We start from the raw sequence: 18,990 nt of genomic DNA on the forward strand, positions 1-18,990 counted from the left end.
TGAAACGGGGTGGTGAATGGGCGCTCATGTATCGACGTCATGCAGGCTACCCCAGGACGTGTTACCTCAGGATCCCGGCAGAGCAAAAAGCGGGTGGGAAGGGAACACTCCTGGCATCGCGACTCCCCGCAAAAACAAGCCTATCTAGGTAACCAATTGATTTATAAGGGTATTTAGAGTTTGGCACAGGAAGTGCCTTATAAGTATTACAACAACAATAAAAACGCAGAACCTCAATAACAACAAAACGTAGCGACTCTGATCAAATAACAACAAAACGGCAGAGGCGTAGCTAGCAGATTCTTTTGAAGTTGATGTACGGCGCAGGGCCAGTCCCGCAACCGGTTCGAACAATAAAACTGTCTACCAAGCAGACCTGTTCCGGTTGAATCACCTAGGTGATCGCAGCGACATCAGTGATCAAAACAATACGTTCGCTCTTGATTCCGGTTGGAATCGACATTTGGCAAGCAAATGCCCGGGGAACGATAAAAATAACAAGCGTTCATCGTGTAGAACAAAAATATGCAGCACCGATAGGGGAGCCCAGAAGGCTCCCCTTTTTATTGCTGCAAAAATAGTGCTTCGCAAGCGACTATCCGCGGGCTGGATAGCGCCGTTCATGCGGGGCGGCAATCGGCTGGTAAAGCACTCATAAAAAAGCCCCGCTCGAAGCCTTCGAGCGGGGCTTGTGCAGTTAGGTCACAAGCGTTACGCCAGGCCTTCTGCCTTCAAGGCTTGCTGCACAGCGGGGCGTACTGCGACGCGCTGCTGGAAGGCGACGACTGCCGGATAGGGCGCCAGATCGATTTGCATGTGCTGGCACCAGGCAAGGATTACGAACAAGTAGGCGTCGGCCACGCTGAACTGTTCGCCAGCAAGAAACGCTTGCCCAGACAGCGCTTGTTCAACGTAGCTCAAGCGCTTGGCAATGCTGGCCCGTGCGGCGTTCTTGCTGTCATCGGACGTGGTGGGGTTAAACAGCGGAGAAAAGTTCTTGTGCAGTTCGGTGCCGATGAAGCCCAGCCATTCCTGCACGCGAGCGCGTTCCAGAGTACCGGCGGCGGGCAACAGACCAGCCTCGGGCTTGAGATCAGCCAGGTATTGGACGATGGCCGGACCTTCAGTGAGGATCTGGCCATTTTCCAGTTGCAGCGCCGGCACGTAGCCCTTGGGGTTGATCGCGTAATAATCGGCCCCAGAGTCAGTGGTGTGGCTGCGCAGGTCGACCTTTTCCAATTCATGGGCCAGACCCAGTTCGCGCAGGACGATGTGCGGGGACAGGGAGCAGGCGCCAGGCGTGTAAAAAAGTTTCATCGATAACTCCATGACAGTGATGGATGGGGACGACTCCGGGCAGCCCTGCTTGAGCATCTGCCCGAAATGAAAAGTCGCGTTGCTGGATTGTAGATCGCGCGAAGGCCAAGATTAACAGGGCCGTTGGCCAACGCAGTATACCTTGCAGGGGGTTTGTCACCGGTCAGCTGGAGAAGGCGCCTTGCTCTCAGCTTTCCTTAAGCACACAGCGATTGCGACCCTGGCTCTTGGCCAGATACAGGGCTTCATCGGCGCGACGCAGCAGGCGTTGGTAATCGGGGTGCCCGTCATGCACCGCAACACCAATGCTCACCGTGACGTTGAGACTTTGCTGATTGGAAAGCTTGGCGGGTTCCGCAGCGATACGGTGACGCAGGTTTTCGGCAACCTGCATGGCTTTGGTGGGGTTGATATCCACCAGCAACACCAGAAATTCCTCGCCACCGTGGCGGAAGGCATAGTCGCCGCCACGGGTATTGCTGGTCAGCAACCCGGCAAGGTGTTGCAGTACCTGGTCGCCCACATCGTGTCCGTGGTTGTCGTTGATCTGCTTGAAATAGTCGACATCCAGCAGCAGCACCGCAAAGGTATGACCTGACTGTCGGCTGTAAAGAACTTCCTTGCTCATCACCACCGGCAAAAACTTGCGGTTGAGCAGCCGGGTCAGGGCATCGCGGCCCGCTTCCAGGTCGTTGGCCTGCTCGAAGAGACTGTCGAGCAGAAACTTGATGGACTTGGTTTGCTCGCGAACCTTGCGCAGCAGGCCCAGCGTGGTTGCTTGGTCGGCCAGATACGTCATGTCGCGCAGTTGAGCATCGATCGCTTCGATATAACTCAGGATCGAGGTACTTTCCGGCGAACCCTGAAAGGCATGGGAAGCTTTGTGGCGAAACCACAGGCCGAACTCCGAGGTGGCTATTAAAGGCAGGGAGTCGTGGCCCTGGCCGGTAGCCAAGGCGAACATCAACTGGTTCTCCCAGTCCAGCAAGGCGCCACGCTGACGTTCCTTTTCGGCGCCCAGGTTATGGGAGACCGAAAACAGCCGGTACGCTTCTTCAGCCCGCGAATTGCGGTCATGGGATTGCGAATAAGCCAGGCTCATTAATTCCATGGCCAGGTCGATCAGCCGTGCGGATAGTCGGCTGCAGGCCAGGCTCTGCTCAGCAGAAAGAGAAGACTGCTCAATGAACAGCGCCAGGCTGACCTTCAACTGCCGCGCACCCCGCAACACCAGACTGACGGGAACCTCGATACGGGCGTGAATTTCTCCGACCTGTTTTTGCAGGTCGATGACGGCATCGATTTCCTCGGCCGAGCGGGCGGAAAACACGGTGAGGATCCAGCGCTCCATCGAAGCCGCAAGCCGGGTCTTGACCTGGTCATGGGTTAGAAAGGGCGATGAGGTCGGGTTGTCCAGCATATGCGCATAGAAAAACCGCGCCATTTCTGTACGGTGAGTTTCGGCAATCCGTTGCACGGTATCGAGTGTGTCGCTGGGAAACTCATCAAGCAGAGATCGCCATTCAAGGGCGAACTGCTGACTGGCGTAGGTAGGCATAAACGAAAATTCGAGTTAGCGCCGGACGCATCCGGCAAGGGGAATAAGATCAGCCCGGGACCGCGGCGCGACCTTCCAATGCTTCCATGCGCTCGCTGATCCAGCGTTCGGCGCGTTGATTGAGTTCGGTAATGGCCCGCGGACCTTCGTCTTCAGCATGCATCAAGGGACCAATTTCCACTCTGATGGTGCCCGGGTATTTTGCCCAACCCTCTTTGGGCCAGCAGTGTCCGGCGTTGTGGGCGATCGGCAGTACCGGCAGGTTCGAGTTGACGGCCAGCGCGGCGCCGCCTCGGGAAAACTTACCCATCTGGCCCACCGGCACACGGGTGCCCTCGGGGAAGATCAGCACCCAGGCGCCCTGCTCCAGGCGCTCTTTGCCCTGCTTGGCGATCTGCTTGAGGGCCACCTTGGGGTTTTCGCGATCAATGGCGATGGGACGCATCAACCACAGCGACCAGCCAAAGAAGGGTACATACATCAGCTCGCGCTTGAGCACTTGGCTCAGGGGCGAGAAAAAGCCGGACAGGAAAAAGGTCTCCCAGGTGCTCTGGTGCTTGGCGAGAATTACGCAGGGGCGCTGGGGGATGTTTTCCAGACCGCTGACTTCGTAGCGCACACCCACCATGACCTTGGCCAGCCACACGGCGAAGCGGCACCAGCGCTGCACGACGAAACGATAGCGGGCACTGAACGGCAAGAAAGGCGCCACCAGCAGGTTCAAGGTTCCCCAGAGAAAGGCACTGGCGGACAGCACCAGGTAGAACAGGACAGTCTTGAGGCGTTGCACAAGGGTCATTGGCGAGCGTCCAGTAGATGATCGGCCACGGCGGCCAGATCAGTGAAAACCTGCGTGCCGGGCGGGAGGGGTTTTTCCAGGGTATGCAGCCCTTTTCCGGTTTTGACCAGGTAAGGTTCGGCGTTCAGGGTGAGTCCGGCTTGCAGGTCGCGCAGGCTGTCGCCGACCACCGGCACACCGGACAGGTCAGCAAGTTGATAATGGGCGGCGATGCGCCGGAACATGCCGGCAAGCGGTTTGCGGCAGTCGCAGGCGTCGTCTGGACCATGTGGGCAGTGCTCGATCAACTCGATGTGCCCGCCCTGCTCTGCAACCAGCCGCTGCAATTCGGCATGCATGGCCTCAAGGGTTGCTGGGCTGAAATACCCGCGTGCCAGCCCGGACTGGTTGGTGGCCACGGCCACACTCCAGCCGGCTCTGCACAAGCGAGCAATGGCCTTGATGGCGCCGGGAAGCGGAATCCACTCGGCCACCGATTTGACGTACGCGTCGGAATCTTCGTTGATGACCCCGTCGCGGTCGAGAATGATCAGTTTCATAGCGGCAAGCCTCAAGTTTCAAGCTGCAAGCCACAGCCGCTCGCGTGCAGCTTGTGGCTTGCAGCTTGTCGCTGCTTTAACCCAGTAGGGAAATATCCGCCACGCCCAGGAACAGCCCGCGCAACTGGGCCAGCAAGGCGTAACGGTTGGCGCGCACGGACTCATCTTCGGCATTTACCAGCACCGCATCGAAGAACGCGTCCACCGGATCGCGCAGCGCGGCCAGACGCTCAAGCGCTTCGCGGTAGAAGCGCGCGGAGGCCAAGGGTTGTACGTCCTGCTGGGCGTGCTGGATGGCCGCGTTGAGCGAGAACTCGCTGGCATTGTCGAAGTAGCGGGCCTCGACACCTGCCGGCAGCTTGCCTTCCAGCTTGCCCAGCAAGTTGGAGACGCGCTTGTTGGCGGCAGCCAGCGCAGCGGCTTCGGGCAGTTGACGGAAGGCTTGCACGGCCTGCACGCGCTGGTCGAAGTCCAGCGCCGAGTGGGGATGTACGGCACGTACGGCGAGGTACGTGGACACCTCCACGCCTTCGTCTTCATAACGCGCACGCAGGCGGTCGAAGATGAAGTCCAGCACCTGGTTGGCCAGGCCGTCCGCCTTGACCTTGGCGCCGTATTGGCTGACGGCGAACTCGACCGCTTCCACCAGGTTCAGGTCCAGCTGCTTCTCGATCAGGATGCGCAGCACGCCGAGGGCCGCGCGACGCAAGGCGTAGGGGTCCTTGGAGCCGGTGGGCAGCATGCCAATGCCGAAGATGCCGACCAGGGTGTCCAGCTTGTCCGCCACCGCCACCGCGGCGCCGGTCAGGGTGCTGGGCAATTCACCGCCTGCGCCGCGGGGCATGTATTGCTCGTTCAGCGCCAGGGCCACGTCCTGCGGCTCGCCATCGTTGCGGGCGTAGTAATAACCGGCGATGCCCTGCATTTCCGGGAACTCACCGACCATCTCGGTGGCCAGGTCGCATTTGCTCAACAGGCCGGCGCGGGCCGCCAGCGTGGTATCGCCGCCAATGCGATCGGCGATGAACGCCGCCAGGTGTGATACGCGCTGGGCTTTCTCCAGCACGGTGCCCAGCTGGGCCTGGAACACGACGTTGGCCAGGCGCTGGTTGAAATGCTCCAGCGGCTGCCTCTGGTCCTGCTTGAAGAAGAACTCGGCGTCGGTCAGGCGTGGACGCACGACCTTCTCGTTGCCGGAAACGATCTGTGCCGGGTCCTTGCTCTCGACGTTGGCCACGGTGATGAAGCGCGGCAGCAATTTGCCGTTGGCATCCAGCAGGCAGAAGTACTTCTGGTTGTCCTGCATGGTGGTGATCAGCGCTTCCTGTGGCACGGCCAGGAAGCGTTCTTCGAACGAGCACACCAGCGGCACCGGCCACTCGACCAGCGCGGTGACTTCGTCGAGCAGCGCCGGCGGCACGATGGCGCGGCCGTTCTGTTCGGCGGCCAGCTCGGCCACACGGCGATCAACCAACTCGCGGCGTTCGGCAAAGTCGGCCAGCACATAGGCGCTGCGCAGGTCTTCGGCGTAGGTGGACGGTGAGGAAATCCGCACGGCTTCAGGGCTGTGGAAACGGTGGCCGCGCGAAGTACGGCCAGCTTTCTGAGCCAGGATTTCACAATCGACCACGGCATCGCCGTACAGCATGACCAGCCACTGGGTCGGGCGGACAAACTCAACGCGGCGCGCCGCCCAGCGCATGCGCTTGGGAATCGGCAGGGCGTTGAGCGAGGATTCGACGATGCCCGGCAGCAGGCTCACTGCCGGCTGGCCGGCAATGGTCTGCGAGAAGCGCAGCTTGGCGCCGCTGCAATCGATGTCAGCGATGTCCACGCCGCACTTGCGAGCGAAGCCCAGCGCAGCCTGGGTCGGCTGACCATCCTTGAACGCGGCCTGCAGCGGCGGGCCGTCAAGGTTAACGCTGCGATCCGGCTGCTGAATGGCGAGTTGTTCGACCAGCACCGCCAGGCGACGTGGCGCGGCGTAATAGCGGGCATTGGTGTAGTCCAGGCCGGCGGCCTGCAGGCCTTTTTCGATGCCGCTGAGGAAGGCTTCGGCAAGGCTTTTCAGCGCCTTGGGAGGCAGCTCTTCGGTGCCCAGTTCAACCAGAAAGTCTTGTGCACTCATTCCGCAGCCTCCAGCTTGGCTAGCACTTCATCACGCAGTTCGGGGGTGGCCATGGGGAAGCCGAGGCGCGCACGGGCCTGCAGGTAGCTTTGCGCCACCTCGCGGGCCAGAGCACGCACCCGCAGGATGTAGCGCTGGCGCTCGGTAACCGAGATAGCACGGCGCGCATCTAGCAGGTTGAAGGTGTGCGAGGCCTTGAGGACCATTTCGTAGGTCGGCAACGGCAGTTGTACGGCGAGCAGGCGCTGGGCTTCGGATTCGTAGAAATCGAACAGCTCGAAGAGCTTTTCGACGTTGGCGTGCTCGAAGTTGTAGGTGGATTGCTCCACTTCGTTCTGGTGGAACACATCGCCGTAGGTCACGGTGCCGAACGGGCCGTCGGTCCAGACCAGGTCGTACACCGAGTCGACGCCCTGCAGGTACATGGCCAGACGTTCCAGGCCGTAGGTGATCTCGCCGGTCACGGGGTAGCACTCGATCCCACCCACTTGCTGGAAATAGGTGAACTGGGTGACTTCCATGCCGTTCAGCCAGATTTCCCAACCCAGGCCCCAGGCGCCCAGGGTCGGCGATTCCCAGTTGTCCTCGACGAAGCGGATATCATGCACCAGCGGGTCGATGCCGATGGCCTTCAGCGAACCCAGGTACAACTCCTGGAAATTCTCCGGGTTGGGCTTCAAGACCACCTGGAACTGGTAGTAGTGCTGCAGGCGGTTGGGGTTCTCGCCATAACGGCCGTCGGTGGGGCGTCGGGACGGTTGCACGTAGGCAGCGTTCCAGGTTTCCGGGCCGATGGCGCGCAGGAAGGTTGCTGTGTGGAAGGTACCGGCACCCACTTCCATGTCGTAGGGCTGCAACACCACGCAACCCTGCTCGGCCCAGTACTGCTGCAGGGCCAGGATCAGGTCTTGGAAGGTGCGCACGGCGGGCGTAGTCTGGCTCACGAATTTTCACCTGTGCTGATGCGTGGAAAGCGCGCGGTAACCGAGCAAACCAAGCCGGCTCGACAGCGCTTCGTCGACGTGTAAAACGCGGGAGTATACCCCAATCATGGATGCTTAGAATCGAGGGAAAGCCTTATGCCACGCTGCTTTTGGTGCACGGACGATCCGCTGTATATCCGTTATCACGATGAAGAATGGGGCGTGCCGGTATACGACGCGGGTGTGCTGTTCGAAATGCTGGTGCTCGATGGCTTTCAGGCCGGCTTGTCGTGGCTCACCGTGTTGAGAAAGCGCGCCCACTACCGGCGTGTCCTGCACGGTTTCGATCCGGCCAGGCTGGCGCAGCTGAGTGATGAGGAGATCGAACAGCTGATGCAGGATCCGGGCATCATCCGCAACCGCGCCAAGCTGCGTGCCGCGCGGCAGAATGCCCAGGCCTGGCTGCGCCTGGAGGACCCGGTGGGCTTTCTCTGGTCGTTTGTCGGCGGGAGCCCAAAAATCAATCAGTTCACGGCACGCGAAGACGTTCCGGCGATTACCTCCGAGGCCGAGGCGATGAGTCGCGCGCTGAAAAAGGCCGGTTTCAGCTTTGTCGGCCCCACCATCTGTTACGCCTTCATGCAGGCGGCGGGCATGGTCATGGACCACACCCGCGACTGCGATCGTTTCGCCGTGCTAAGCGTTCCCCGCGACCGGTCACCCACCAGTCGCCCGGCCTGAGAAAGGGAAGCCTGCAGAGCAGATTTGCGTACGCTGGCTACATGAAACGGCGTTGCGCTGGTTACAATGCCGCCCTTGTGAATATCGGGAGTAGCGAGTTGGAAACCTTCAAAGGCGCCCTGGTGGTGGGCTTTCTCAAGCTGTTTGCCCGGCTGCCGTGGCGCGCCGTGCAAGCTGCGGGCACCGGCATGGGCTGGTTGATGTGGAAGGTGCCGAACCGCTCCCGCGACGTGGCGCGCACCAACCTGGCGCGCTGCTTTCCGGAGCTTGATGACGCAGCCCGTGAGCAACTGCTGGGGCGGACCCTGAAAAACATCGGCAAGACGTTCACCGAAAGTGCCTGCGCCTGGATTTGGCCGGTGGACAAAACCCTGTCCAAGGTGCGTGAAGTCGAAGGGCTGGACGTGCTGCAAGCGGCCCTGGCTTCCGGCAAGGGGGTGGTGGGCATCACCAGTCACCTGGGCAACTGGGAGGTGCTCAACCACTTTTATTGCTCCCAGTGCAAACCGATCATCTTCTATCGGCCGCCCAAACAGCAGGCGGTTGACGAGCTGCTGAAAAAGCAGCGGACCCTGATGGGCAATCGCGTGGCCCCGTCCACCAAGGAAGGTATTCTCAGCGTCATCAAGGAAGTGCGGCGCGGCGGGGCGGTGGGTATACCCGCCGATCCAGAGCCGAGCCGCAGCAGTGGCTTGTTCGCGCCCTTTTTCGCCACCCAGGCCCTGACCAGTAAATTCGTGCCCGGCATGCTCGCCGGTCACAAAGCGGTGGGGGTTTTTCTGCATGCCGTACGCCTGGAGGACGGATCGGGCTTCAAGGTGATCCTCGAAGCCGCCCCCGAGGCCATGTACAGCGAAGACCCGCAAACTGCAGTGACGGCCTTGAGCTCAATGGTGGAAAAGTATGTGCGCGCCTATCCCGACCAGTACATGTGGAGCATGAAGCGTTTCAAGCAGCGGCCGCAGGGTGAACCCCGTTGGTACTGACCGACAATCGGCGGCGGCATCCGCGCACTCCGCTCAATTGGCAGATCTGTGTCTGGCACGAAAGCTTCGGTGAGTTGCGTGGGCAAACCCGCGATTTTTCCGACGGTGGGGTGTACATCCAACTGGTCGAGTTGACGCGCTTGCCGCTGGGTACGCGCATGATTGGTCAGATACAAGGCCTGCCCAACGAAGCGCCGCGGGTGGAAATGGAAATCCGCTGGGCTGATGACCGTGGAGTCGGCCTGCGCTTCGTGCGTTAGCTGCCCGCAATTTCTTTCGCAACGAAAGCCTTCACGCCTGGGCCACAAGGCCGCCCACGACAGGATGCCTCCCACCACCTGACGAAAACCGCTAGAATGCGGCCGCGCCACACCTGGGCGCACACATGGGTTCCCTCGCCCCCATCATTAAAAAGGATGCTCAGATGCCGTTATTGACCGCATCGGCGCAGCGCACGACGCTGGCCGCGCTCATTGCCTTTCATATCCTCATCATCATCGCCAGCAACTACCTGGTACAGCTGCCGATCAGCCTATTTGGCTGGCATACCACCTGGGGCGCGTTCAGCTTCCCGTTCATCTTCCTGGCCACCGACCTGACCGTGCGCCTGCTGGGTAAAGGGCCGGCCCGCCAGGTGATCGCACGGGTCATGCTGCCGGCTCTGGTCGCTTCCTATGTCGTCTCGGTGTTGTTCCAGGAAGCGGTGTTCCGTGGGGCCGGCGCACTGCTGGAGTTCAACAGTTTCGTGTTGCGAATTTCCCTGGCCAGTTTCGTGGCCTACGTGCTGGGGCAGATCCTCGATATCCAGGTGTTTGACCGGCTGCGTAAAAAGCGCCAGTGGTGGATTGCCCCCACGGCGGCGATGATCGTTGGCAATCTGCTGGACACCTTCGCATTCTTCTCGGTGGCTTTCTGGAACAGCAGCAACCCGTTCATGGCCGCCAACTGGGTGGAAATCGCCTTGGTGGACTACGTCATCAAGCTGGCGATCAGTCTGATGATGTTCGTGCCGCTTTACGGCATGCTGCTCAACAGCATCGTGCGTCTGCTGCCCAAGCGCGCGGCGCTGGTGTAAGGCGCTCGGCTTTTGTAGGGTGGATCGCGCTTCATCGATCCACCGGGTGGCGATCCACCGAGCAGGGCCATGGTGGATGTAAAAAAAGACATCTACCTACGGCTGGTTGCCGGCAGCTATCCCTGCGCCGACTTGTCGAGTTTTTTCAGAAATACCGTCATTTCCTTTTCCGCCTGCTTGTCGCCGTGGGCCTGCGCGGCGATCAGCCCCTGTTGCCAGGCGGCGCGCGCTCCGGCCGGATCGTCGGCGGCTTGCAGCGCCTTGCCGAGCAGTTTCCAGGCGGCGGAATATTTCGGATCCAGCTCAACGCAGCGGCGCAGATGCTCGGCAGCGCGCGCCGCTTCCCCCGCGTCCAGATAACCCTTGCCCAGCCCAAAGCGCAGCAGTGAATTGTCGATACCCTTGGCAAGCATGTTTTCCAGCGACGTAAGCATGTCAGCCTCCTATGGCGAGGGTCAGCGGAAGCCTACCTTACCGTTTTCAGCGCACAAATGGCCGTAACACCTCACCAGGACGCACAAACCGTCGGCCGGAGCCCAGGCGCTGGCCGTGGTGTGGTTTCTCTCTGCGCGGGAATGACGACCTGAGGCCTAAAAGAACGTCAGGCCGGCCTGAAATAGACGTTCCACGTCGCGGATGTGGCGCTTGTCGACCAGGAACAGGATCACATGGTCGCCGGACTCGATCACCGTGTCATCGTGAGCGATCAACACTTCTTCGTCACGGATCACCGCGCCGATGGTTGTGCCCGGCGGCAGGGCGATGTCGCAGATCTTGCGGCCGATAACCTTGCTCGATTTGGCGTCGCCGTGGGCGATGGCCTCGATGGCTTCGGCGGCGCCTCGACGCAGCGAATGCACGCTGACGATATCGCCCCGGCGCACGTGGGTAAGTAGCGTGCCGATGGTAGCCAGTTGCGGGCTGATGGCGATATCGATCTCACCACCCTGCACCAGGTCGACGTAGGCCGGGTTGTTGATCAACGTCATCACCTTGCGCGCGCCCAGACGCTTGGCCAGCAGCGAGGACATGATGTTGGCCTCGTCATCATTGGTCAGAGCCAGGAAGATATCCGCATCGTTGATGTTTTCTTCCATCAGCAGGTCGCGATTCGAGGCGCTGCCTTGCAGTACGATGGTGCTGTCCAGCACCTCGGACAGGTAACGGCAGCGCGCCGGGTTCATCTCGATGATCTTTACCTGGTAGCGGCTTTCGATCGCTTCGGCCAGGCGCTCACCGATATGCCCGCCGCCGGCAATCACCACTTTCTTGTAGCTGTGCTCCAGGCGGCGTAGCTCGCTCATCACCGCGCGGATATTGGCCTTGGCGGCAATGAAAAACACCTCGTCATCCGCTTCGATGACCGTATCGCCGCGGGGCAGGATGGCCCGGTTGCGGCGGAAGATGGCCGCCACTCGGGTATCCACGTTGGGCATGTGCTGGCGAATCTGCTTGAGCTGATGACCCACCAGCGGACCGCCGTAATAGGCGCGAATCGCTACCAGTTGAGCCTTGCCTTCGGCGAAATCGATCACCTGCAAGGCGCCGGGGTGCTCGATCAGGCGCTTGATATAGTTGGTCACCACCTGTTCGGGGCTGATCAGTACATCGACCGGAATCCCCTCATTGCTGAACAGCCCGCCGCGGGTCAGGTAGGCGGCTTCGCGCACCCGGGCGATTTTGGTCGGGGTATGGAACAGGCTGTAGGCCACCTGGCAGGCGATCATGTTGGTTTCGTCGCTGTTGGTGACGGCGACCAGCATGTCGGCATCGTCGGCGCCAGCCTGGCGCAACACGGTGGGAAACGAGCCGCGGCCCTGAATCGTACGAATATCCAGGCGGTCGCCCAGGTCGCGCAAACGGTCGCCATCCGTGTCGACAACGGTGATGTCGTTGGCCTCGCTGGCTAAATGCTCGGCCAACGTACCACCCACCTGACCGGCACCCAGAATGATGATCTTCACCCGTTCACTCCCTCGTGTCTGCCCACAGGCGTTGCGCTAGCACGCAGCGATCTTGATCAGTTTGGCGTAATAAAACCCGTCATGGCCGCCTTCCTGTGGCAGCAGCTGGCGACCGTGAGGCTGCTTCAGGCCGAACGGGCCGCCGATGGCCAGCTCGCGCGCTCCGGGCGTACGGGCCAGAAAGGCCGCGATGTTAGCGCTGTTTTCTTCCGGCAGCACCGAGCAGGTGGCATACAGCAGCACGCCGCCCACCTCCAGGGTCGGCCACAGCGCATCGAGCAGTTCGCCTTGCAGCTGCGCCAGGGCGCTGATGTCGTCGGCTTGGCGGGTGAGTTTGATATCCGGGTGGCGGCGGATCACGCCGGTGGCCGAGCAAGGGGCATCCAGCAAAATGCGCTGGAACGGTCGGCCATCCCACCAGGCGGCGGTATCGCGACCGTCGGCGGCAATGAGCGTGGCCTGCAGTTTCAGGCGCTCTAGATTTTCCCGCACGCGCAGCAGACGTTGCGGCTCCAGATCCAGCGCCACCACTTCCATCAGACCGGCTTCGGCTTCCAGCAGGTGGCAGGTCTTGCCACCTGGCGCGGCGCAGGCATCCAGTACGCGCTGCCCCGGGGCCAGCTCCAGCAGGTCGGCGGCCAGTTGGGCGGCTTCGTCCTGCACGCTGACTCGCCCTTCGGCAAAACCCGGCAAGAGGGTGACATCGCAGGGCTGCAGTAAGCGAATGCCATCGCGGCTGAATGCGCAGGCTTCACCGGGAAAGCCGGCGGCCTGCAGGTCGGCCAAGTAGGCGTCGCGGCTGCCATGGCGGCGATTGACGCGTAGCAGCAAGGGCGGGTGGGCATTGTTGGCCGCGCAAATGGCTTCCCACTGTTCCGGCCAGTCCGCCTTCAGGCGCCTTTGCAGCCAGCGCGGGTGGGCGGTGCGGCTCACCGGGTCGCGCTCCAGTTCGGCGAACAGCGCCTCGCCTTCGCGCTGGGCACGGCGCAGCACGGCGTTGAGCAACCCCTTGAGTGAGGATTTTCTCAGCTGGTCAACGCAGCCGACCGTCTCGCCGATCGCCGCGTGGGGCGGAATGCGCGTGTAGAACAGCTGATACAGGCCGACCAGCAACAGGGCTTCGACGTCGCGGTCGGCCGCCTTGAAGGGCTTTTGCAGCAGTTTTTCCGCCAGCAAGGCCAGGCGCGGTTGCCAGCGAGCGGTACCAAACGCGAGATCTTGGGTCAGGGCGCGGTCGCGGGCGTCCACCTTGTCGAGCAACGGCGGCAGGCTGCTGCCCAGTGAAGCTTTGCCGTTGAGCACGGCGGCCAGGGCGCGGGCGGCGGCCAGGCGCGGGTTCATTGGCCCAGCACCTGGCCGACGGCGAACTGCTCGCGGCGGCTGTTGTAGAGATCACTGAAGGTCAACGGCTTGCCACCCGGCAGCTGCAGGCGAGTAAGCAACAGCGCGCCTTGCCCGCAGGCGACGGTCAGGCCTTCTTTGCTGGCGGCGAGAATTTCGCCGGGCGCGCCCTGCCCTTCGCCCACGCGTGCGCCGTGCACCTTAAGCGTCACCTCACCGAGGGTGCTGTGGCAGATCGGCCAGGGATGCAGCGCGCGAATCTGTCGCTCCAGTTCCACCGCCGGGCGCTGCCAGTCGAGGCGGGCTTCGTCCTTGTTCAGTTTGTGGGCGTAGCAGGCCAGGGCATCGTCCTGTATATCGCCGCGCAAGGTGCCAGCCTGCAGGCCGTCCACGGCGCGCACGATGGCCTGCGCGCCGAGCTCGGCCAGGCGGTCATGCAGGCTGCCGCCGGTGTCTTCGGCGGTAATCGGCGTGCTGACCTTGAGTAGCATCGGCCCGGTGTCCAGGCCGGCTTCCATCTGCATCACGGTCACGCCGCTCTCGGCATCGCCGGCTTCCACGGCGCGCTGGATCGGCGCCGCGCCACGCCAGCGCGGCAACAATGACGCGTGGCTGTTGATGCAGCCCAGGCGCGGCAGGTCCAGCACCGCCTGGGGCAGGATCAGGCCGTAAGCGACCACCACCATCAGGTCAGCGTTGAGTGCCGCCAATTCCGTCTGGGCGGCGGAGTCGCGCAGGGTCTGTGGCTGATAGACCGCAATGCCGTGAGCCTCGGCAAGTTGCTTGACCGGGCTGGGCATCAGTTTTTGTCCGCGACCGGCCGGGCGATCCGGCTGGGTGTAGACCGCAACGATCTGATGATCGGTATTCAGCAGGGCCTGCAAATGCTGGGCGGCGAATTCCGGAGTACCGGCGAAGACGATGCGCATGGCGTGACTCACTGATAAAAAGCGGCTGAAAAGAAAAAGGCTTGCCGTGGCAAGCCTTTGAAGGCGTGGATCAAGCCTGCTGGCGGTGCTGTTTTTCCAGCTTCTTCTTGATCCGGTCGCGCTTGAGCTGCGACAGGTAATCGACAAACAGCTTGCCGTTGAGGTGATCGCACTCGTGCTGGATGCACACGGCGAGCAGTCCTTCGGCGATCAGCTCATACGGCTGGCCGTCACGGTCCAGGGCTTTGATCCTGACCTTTTGCGGACGGTCGACGTTTTCGTAGAAACCGGGTACCGACAAACAACCTTCCTGGTACTGATCCATCTCGTCGGTCAGGGTTTCGAACTCGGGGTTGATGAATACGCGCGGTTCGGACTTGTCCTCGGACAGGTCCATCACCACCACGCGCTTGTGCACATTCACCTGGGTCGCCGCCAGGCCGATGCCCGGTGCGTCGTACATGGTCTCGAACATATCGTCGACCAGCTGGCGAATGCCGTCGTCGACCACGTCCACCGGCTTGGCGATGGTGCGCAGGCGCGGATCGGGAAACTCGAGGATGTTGAGAATGGCCATAAGCGTTTGTGAAGCACGTATGCAATTGAGAAAAAGGCCGCTGCTAAGATGCCAGCCAGCATTGCAAAACGCCTTCAACCCACGGCTTTCAAGGGATTGCCGGGTGCTGAAGGGGCTTTTGCGCGAAGACACATGATAAAGGGATTCGCCGCATGAGGAAATCACTACTCGCCCTGTTGCTGTTGACTGCGGGCGGCTTGGCCTACGCAGGCGTACCGCTCAAGGAGAATCATCCAGAGCGTTATACCGTGGTCAAGGGCGACACCCTGTGGGACATCTCCGCCAAGTTTCTCAGTAAACCCTGGAAGTGGCCGCAGATCTGGCACGTCAACCCACAGGTGGAAAACCCCCACCTGATCTATCCGGGGGATGTGCTGAGTCTGGTCTATATCGACGGCCAGCCGCGCCTTATGCTGGACCGTGGCGCCAGTCGCGGCACCATCAAGCTGTCGCCCACCGTGCGCAGTACGCCAATGGCCGAGGCGATTCCGGCGATCCCGCTGGGGGCGATCAACAGCTTCCTGCTGTCCAACCGCATCGTTGACAGCGCCGAGGACTTCGAGACCACACCGTACGTTGTGGCTGGTAATGCCGAGCGGGTGATCAGCGGCAAGGACGACCGGGTCTATGCACGCGGCACGTTCCCCAACGATGAGCCGGTCTATGGCATCTTCCGCCAGGGTCGGGTGTACGTTGACCCGGAAACCAAGGAGTTCCTCGGTATCAACGCCGATGACATCGGCACCGGCGAGCGAATTGCCGAGGAAGGCGATATCACCACCTTAATGCTTAGCCGTTCGACTCAGGAGATTCGTCTCGGCGACCGTCTGTTCTCTACCGAGCATCGCACCCTCAATTCGAGCTTTATGCCCAGTGAGCCGGCCAACGAGATTCGCGGCCTTATTCTTGATGTACCGCGCGGCGTGACGCAGATCGGCCAGTTCGATGTGGTGACCCTCAACAAGGGCGCGCGCGATGGCCTGGTGGAAGGCAACGTGCTGGCGGTGTACAAGACCGGGGAAACCGTGCGCGACCGCATCACCGGTGAGCGGGTGAAAATTCCCGACGAACGCGCCGGCCTGTTGATGGTGTTCCGCACTTACGAAAAGCTCAGCTACGGCCTGGTACTGGTTGCCACGCGCCAGTTGGCGGTGATGGACAAGGTGCGCAACCCCTGACATTCGCCTGACGGCTGTACCTGAATGCCGCTCGCCCGTACGGGAGCGGCATTTTTTATGATGTTCAAGCGGAAAAGGCCGTTGGGTGCGCACGGGCTATGCTGACTCGTCCCTTTACGATCAAGGACGATCGCCATGTCGCTGCCCTCGCCCGCCGAACTCGAAGCCCGTTTGCGTCTGCATGCCTTGCCCGAGCTGGGTCCACGCCGGTTTCGGCGCTTGTTGCAGGCGTTCGCCAGTGCCGGTGCTGCGTACAGTGCGCCGGCCAGTGCCTGGCGGTCGCTGGGATTGCCGGCGGTGTGTGCCGATGCGCGGCGCAGCCCGGAGGTCCGCGAGCGGGCACGCGCCGCGCAAGCCTGGTTGGAGCAACCTGGCCAGCACCTGTTGATGTGGGACGACCCCCGCTATCCCGCCCTACTGGCCGAGCTGCACGATGCGCCGCCGTTGCTGTTCGTGGCCGGGAATGTCGGACTGCTGGAGCAACCACAGGTCGCTGTGGTCGGCAGCCGTCGCGCTTCGCGGCCCGGGCTGGATACCGCCGAAGCGTTTGCCCGCAGCCTGGCCGGCGGTGGCTTGGTGATTACCAGCGGCCTGGCCCTGGGAATCGATGGCGCCGCCCACCGGGCCGCCCTGGATGTGGGCGGACGCACCGTGGCGGTGCTGGGCACCGGCCTGCAACGTGTGTATCCCGCCACGCACCGTCAGTTGGCGGCGCGCATTGTTGATGAGGGCAGTGCGCTGGTGTCCGAGTTTCCTCTGGATACGCCACCGCAGGCGGGTAATTTCCCACGGCGCAACAGATTGATCAGCGGCTTGTCGCTGGGTGTGCTGGTCATCGAGGCCAGTCCGTCCAGTGGCTCGCTGATCACCGCCCGGCTGGCCGCCGAACAGGGCCGCGAGGTGTATGCGATTCCCGGCTCCATCCATCATCCCGGCGCACGCGGTTGCCATCAACTGATCCGCGAGGGCGCGACCTTGGTGGAAAGCGTCGAGGATATTCTGCAGGAATTGCGCGGCTGGCAGAACATGGCGCCATTGCCGGAAGCGCCCGTTATACCTAGCGCGACGGGAGCCTCCAACGCCGAGCATCCGTTGCTGGAGCTGTTACTGGCCGCACCGTACAGCAGCGAAGCCCTGGCCGATGCCAGCGGCTGGCCGTTGCCGCAGGTGTTGGCGGCGCTCACCGACCTTGAAATAAGCGGCCGGGTTGCTTGCGCAGCGGGAGTCTGGAGCGGTCGGGCGGGTTAAACACAGGATTGACCGCTGGGGTATGTCGCATCGCGGAAAAGCCTGCGCCTGCAGTACACTGCGCGCGGCTCAAAACACGTGAAGGTTGCAATGAACAGCAGTTGGCGGGTGCGGCACATGGCAGGCGTGGTGCGAGCTGGCGGAGTGATCGCCTATCCGACCGAAGCGGTCTGGGGGCTGGGCTGCGATCCGTGGAGCGAGGCGGCGGTGTTGCGTCTGCTGGGCTTGAAGTCACGCCCGATGCGCAAAGGCCTGATCCTGGTGGCGGGCAGCGTCGCGCAGTTCGATTTTTTGTTGCATGACCTGCCAGCGGACTGGCTAAAGCCCCTGTCCAGCAGCTGGCCGGGACCGAATACCTGGCTGGTGCCGCACCAGAACCGGCTTGGCGAGTGGATCACCGGCGAGCATGACAGCGTGGCGTTGCGGGTCAGTGATCATCCGTTGATTGCCGAGCTGTGTGCGTTGACCGGTCCGCTGGTGTCAACGTCGGCCAACCCGGCCGGTCGCCCTTCGGCCCGTTCACGCTTGCGGGTTGAGCAGTATTTTCACGGACGCCTGGACGGCGTACTGGGCGGGAGTCTGGGTGGACGGCGTAACCCCAGCCTGATCCGCGACTTGGCCACGGGCAAAGTAATCCGGCCTTCCTGACCACCGGGCCCCGTCGGTGGATGGAACACCATCCTGCCGACGGGCCAGCTGTGCTCAGGGCAACAGAATCGTCGAACCCACCGTCTCGCCAGCGGCTAGCGCGGTCTGCGCCTGAGCCGCGTCCTTGAGCGCATAGCGCTGGCTGATGTCCACTTGCACCTGGCCGCTGGAGATCATGGCGAACAGCTCATCGGCCATGGCCTGCAGGCGTTGTGCCGTCGTGGCGTAGCCGGCAAGGATCGGCCGGGTGACATACAGCGAGCCTTTTTGCGCCAGGATGCCGAGGTTCACGTCGGTGACCGCGCCTGAGGCATTGCCGAAGCTGACCAGCAGGCCGCGCGGCGCCACGCAGTCCAGGGAAATTTCCCAGGTGGCCTTGCCCACCGAGTCATACACCACCGGGCATTTCGCGCCGTTGGTCAGCTCCAGCACGCGTGCGCGAATATCCTCGTGGCTGCGGTCGATGGTCGCCCAGGCGCCCATCGCCTTGGCCCGTTCGGCTTTTTCCGCCGAGCCCACCACACCGATCAGCTTGGCGCCCAAGGCCTTGGCCCACTGGCAGGCCAGCGAGCCCACGCCACCGGCGGCCGCGTGAAACAGAAGGGTTTCGCCCGGCTGCACGACATGGGTCTGGCGCAGCAGGTACTGCACGGTCAATCCCTTGAGCATCACCGCGGCGGCTTGTTCGTAGGAAATATTGTCGGGGAGCTTGACCAGTTTGTCGGCGGGCAGCACATGCAGTTCGCCGTATGCGCCCAGCGGGCCAGTGGCATAGGCGACGCGGTCACCGATCTGCAAACCGGTCACGTCGCGGCCTATTGCCTCGACTTCGCCTGCGCCCTCGGTGCCCAGGCTCGACGGCAGCGAGGCCGGTGCATACAACCCGCTGCGAAAATAGGTGTCGATAAAATTCAGGCCGATGGCGTGGTTACGCACGCGTACCTCAAGCGGGCCCGGTTCGGCCGGTGTGTAGTCGCGATACTCAAGCACCTCGGGACCACCGTGAGTGCTGAACTGGATGCGCTTGGCCATGAATCTC

Annotated in this window: 19 protein-coding genes; 7 read left to right on the plus strand and 12 right to left on the minus strand. The window is 62.2% G+C overall.

The window, feature by feature from the left end; translation table 11 throughout:
• Nucleotides 1-711 precede the first annotated feature (711 nt).
• The 6 genes from gstA to glyQ all read right to left on the minus strand — a co-directional run bounded on the left by gstA (nt 712) and on the right by glyQ (nt 7,285).
• Nucleotides 712-1,317 carry a glutathione transferase GstA gene (gstA, locus tag H9642_RS05515; protein ID WP_251835428.1) on the minus strand — a complete coding sequence of 202 codons (606 nt, stop codon included), beginning with the start codon at nt 1,315-1,317 and terminating at the stop codon, nt 712-714.
• 187 nt (nt 1,318-1,504) lie between these two features.
• Nucleotides 1,505-2,875, minus strand: coding sequence for a diguanylate cyclase (locus H9642_RS05520; RefSeq protein WP_251835429.1), 1,371 nt, complete (start codon nt 2,873-2,875; stop codon nt 1,505-1,507).
• Between the two features lie 49 nt (nt 2,876-2,924).
• Entirely contained in the window at nt 2,925-3,674 is a 750-nt protein-coding gene (locus H9642_RS05525; protein WP_251835430.1) for a lysophospholipid acyltransferase family protein, read from the minus strand.
• Nucleotides 3,671-4,213, minus strand: coding sequence for a D-glycero-beta-D-manno-heptose 1,7-bisphosphate 7-phosphatase (gmhB, locus tag H9642_RS05530; protein ID WP_251835431.1), 543 nt, complete (start codon nt 4,211-4,213; stop codon nt 3,671-3,673). Before gmhB ends, H9642_RS05525 begins: the two co-directional genes overlap by 4 nt.
• A gap of 76 nt (nt 4,214-4,289) precedes the next feature.
• On the minus strand, nt 4,290-6,341 hold the full coding sequence (gene glyS / locus H9642_RS05535; protein WP_251835432.1) for a glycine--tRNA ligase subunit beta: 2,052 nt from the start codon (nt 6,339-6,341) through the stop codon (nt 4,290-4,292).
• On the minus strand, nt 6,338-7,285 hold the full coding sequence (gene glyQ / locus H9642_RS05540; protein WP_251835433.1) for a glycine--tRNA ligase subunit alpha: 948 nt from the start codon (nt 7,283-7,285) through the stop codon (nt 6,338-6,340). Before glyQ ends, glyS begins: the two co-directional genes overlap by 4 nt.
• 135 nt (nt 7,286-7,420) lie before the next feature.
• Between glyQ and H9642_RS05545 the strand changes: the two genes are divergently transcribed.
• From H9642_RS05545 to H9642_RS05560, 4 genes are all read left to right on the plus strand, one after another.
• Nucleotides 7,421-8,005: a DNA-3-methyladenine glycosylase I gene (locus H9642_RS05545; RefSeq protein WP_251835434.1), complete on the plus strand. Its 585-nt coding sequence runs from the start codon at nt 7,421-7,423 to the stop codon at nt 8,003-8,005.
• Between the two features lie 98 nt (nt 8,006-8,103).
• Entirely contained in the window at nt 8,104-8,991 is an 888-nt protein-coding gene (locus H9642_RS05550) for a lysophospholipid acyltransferase (RefSeq protein WP_251835435.1), read from the plus strand.
• The gene (locus tag H9642_RS05555; RefSeq protein WP_433962673.1) at nt 8,982-9,251 is read left to right on the plus strand and encodes a PilZ domain-containing protein; all 270 of its coding nucleotides are present in this window, start codon (nt 8,982-8,984) and stop codon (nt 9,249-9,251) included. The genes H9642_RS05550 and H9642_RS05555 overlap by 10 nt, the downstream gene beginning before the upstream one ends.
• A gap of 164 nt (nt 9,252-9,415) precedes the next feature.
• A complete protein-coding gene (locus H9642_RS05560) occupies nt 9,416-10,066 on the plus strand; it encodes a 7-cyano-7-deazaguanine/7-aminomethyl-7-deazaguanine transporter (RefSeq protein ID WP_251835436.1) in 651 nt (216 codons plus the stop codon).
• 116 nt (nt 10,067-10,182) lie between these two features.
• Here H9642_RS05560 and H9642_RS05565 read toward each other — a convergent pair whose 3' ends face one another.
• From H9642_RS05565 to def, 5 genes are all read right to left on the minus strand, one after another.
• The gene (locus tag H9642_RS05565) at nt 10,183-10,500 is read right to left on the minus strand and encodes a tetratricopeptide repeat protein (protein WP_251835437.1); all 318 of its coding nucleotides are present in this window, start codon (nt 10,498-10,500) and stop codon (nt 10,183-10,185) included.
• A 156-nt stretch (nt 10,501-10,656) separates the two neighbouring features.
• The gene (gene trkA, locus H9642_RS05570) at nt 10,657-12,030 is read right to left on the minus strand and encodes a Trk system potassium transporter TrkA (RefSeq protein WP_251835438.1); all 1,374 of its coding nucleotides are present in this window, start codon (nt 12,028-12,030) and stop codon (nt 10,657-10,659) included.
• Nucleotides 12,031-12,066: 36 nt separating this feature from the next.
• A complete protein-coding gene (gene rsmB / locus H9642_RS05575) occupies nt 12,067-13,371 on the minus strand; it encodes a 16S rRNA (cytosine(967)-C(5))-methyltransferase RsmB (protein WP_251835439.1) in 1,305 nt (434 codons plus the stop codon).
• Complete coding sequence (gene fmt / locus H9642_RS05580) at nt 13,368-14,312, minus strand: methionyl-tRNA formyltransferase (protein WP_251835440.1); 945 nt, start codon at nt 14,310-14,312, stop codon at nt 13,368-13,370. The genes rsmB and fmt overlap by 4 nt, the downstream gene beginning before the upstream one ends.
• Nucleotides 14,313-14,370: 58 nt before the next feature.
• Nucleotides 14,371-14,877, minus strand: coding sequence for a peptide deformylase (gene def / locus H9642_RS05585; RefSeq protein WP_251835441.1), 507 nt, complete (start codon nt 14,875-14,877; stop codon nt 14,371-14,373).
• 152 nt (nt 14,878-15,029) lie between these two features.
• Between def and H9642_RS05590 the strand changes: the two genes are divergently transcribed.
• The 3 genes from H9642_RS05590 (at nt 15,030) to tsaC (ending at nt 17,951) form a co-directional block, all read left to right on the plus strand.
• Nucleotides 15,030-16,055 (plus strand): LysM peptidoglycan-binding domain-containing protein, encoded by a 1,026-nt coding sequence (locus H9642_RS05590; RefSeq protein WP_251835442.1) that lies wholly within the window; start codon nt 15,030-15,032, stop codon nt 16,053-16,055.
• A 135-nt stretch (nt 16,056-16,190) separates the two neighbouring features.
• A complete protein-coding gene (dprA, locus tag H9642_RS05595; RefSeq protein WP_251835443.1) occupies nt 16,191-17,303 on the plus strand; it encodes a DNA-processing protein DprA in 1,113 nt (370 codons plus the stop codon).
• Nucleotides 17,304-17,393: 90 nt separating this feature from the next.
• Nucleotides 17,394-17,951: an L-threonylcarbamoyladenylate synthase type 1 TsaC gene (gene tsaC, locus H9642_RS05600; RefSeq protein ID WP_251835444.1), complete on the plus strand. Its 558-nt coding sequence runs from the start codon at nt 17,394-17,396 to the stop codon at nt 17,949-17,951.
• Nucleotides 17,952-18,005: 54 nt separating this feature from the next.
• Here the strand turns inward: tsaC and H9642_RS05605 are convergent, their stop codons facing one another.
• Nucleotides 18,006-18,983 carry an NADPH:quinone reductase gene (locus H9642_RS05605; protein WP_251835445.1) on the minus strand — a complete coding sequence of 326 codons (978 nt, stop codon included), beginning with the start codon at nt 18,981-18,983 and terminating at the stop codon, nt 18,006-18,008.
• Between the last annotated feature and the right edge of the window lie 7 nt (nt 18,984-18,990).

It is taken from the genome of Serpens gallinarum, assembly GCF_014836765.1.
GTDB lineage: Bacteria > Pseudomonadota > Gammaproteobacteria > Pseudomonadales > Pseudomonadaceae > Serpens > Serpens gallinarum.

Bases quoted from the DNA above. Each gene is read 5' to 3' on its own strand.
- glyS (WP_251835432.1), bottom strand. From the start codon at position 6,341: ATGAGTGCACAAGACTTTCTGGTTGAACTGGGCACCGAAGAGCTGCCT.
- H9642_RS05520 (WP_251835429.1), bottom strand. From the start codon at position 2,875: ATGCCTACCTACGCCAGTCAGCAGTTCGCCCTTGAATGGCGATCTCTG.
- dprA (WP_251835443.1), top strand. From the start codon at position 16,191: ATGTCGCTGCCCTCGCCCGCCGAACTCGAAGCCCGTTTGCGTCTGCAT.
- H9642_RS05590 (WP_251835442.1), top strand. From the start codon at position 15,030: ATGAGGAAATCACTACTCGCCCTGTTGCTGTTGACTGCGGGCGGCTTG.
- gmhB (WP_251835431.1), bottom strand. From the start codon at position 4,213: ATGAAACTGATCATTCTCGACCGCGACGGGGTCATCAACGAAGATTCC.
- H9642_RS05605 (WP_251835445.1), bottom strand. From the start codon at position 18,983: ATGGCCAAGCGCATCCAGTTCAGCACTCACGGTGGTCCCGAGGTGCTT.
- H9642_RS05560 (WP_251835436.1), top strand. From the start codon at position 9,416: ATGCCGTTATTGACCGCATCGGCGCAGCGCACGACGCTGGCCGCGCTC.
- gstA (WP_251835428.1), bottom strand. From the start codon at position 1,317: ATGAAACTTTTTTACACGCCTGGCGCCTGCTCCCTGTCCCCGCACATC.
- H9642_RS05525 (WP_251835430.1), bottom strand. From the start codon at position 3,674: ATGACCCTTGTGCAACGCCTCAAGACTGTCCTGTTCTACCTGGTGCTG.
- tsaC (WP_251835444.1), top strand. From the start codon at position 17,394: ATGAACAGCAGTTGGCGGGTGCGGCACATGGCAGGCGTGGTGCGAGCT.
- H9642_RS05565 (WP_251835437.1), bottom strand. From the start codon at position 10,500: ATGCTTACGTCGCTGGAAAACATGCTTGCCAAGGGTATCGACAATTCA.
- def (WP_251835441.1), bottom strand. From the start codon at position 14,877: ATGGCCATTCTCAACATCCTCGAGTTTCCCGATCCGCGCCTGCGCACC.
- rsmB (WP_251835439.1), bottom strand. From the start codon at position 13,371: ATGAACCCGCGCCTGGCCGCCGCCCGCGCCCTGGCCGCCGTGCTCAAC.
- H9642_RS05545 (WP_251835434.1), top strand. From the start codon at position 7,421: ATGCCACGCTGCTTTTGGTGCACGGACGATCCGCTGTATATCCGTTAT.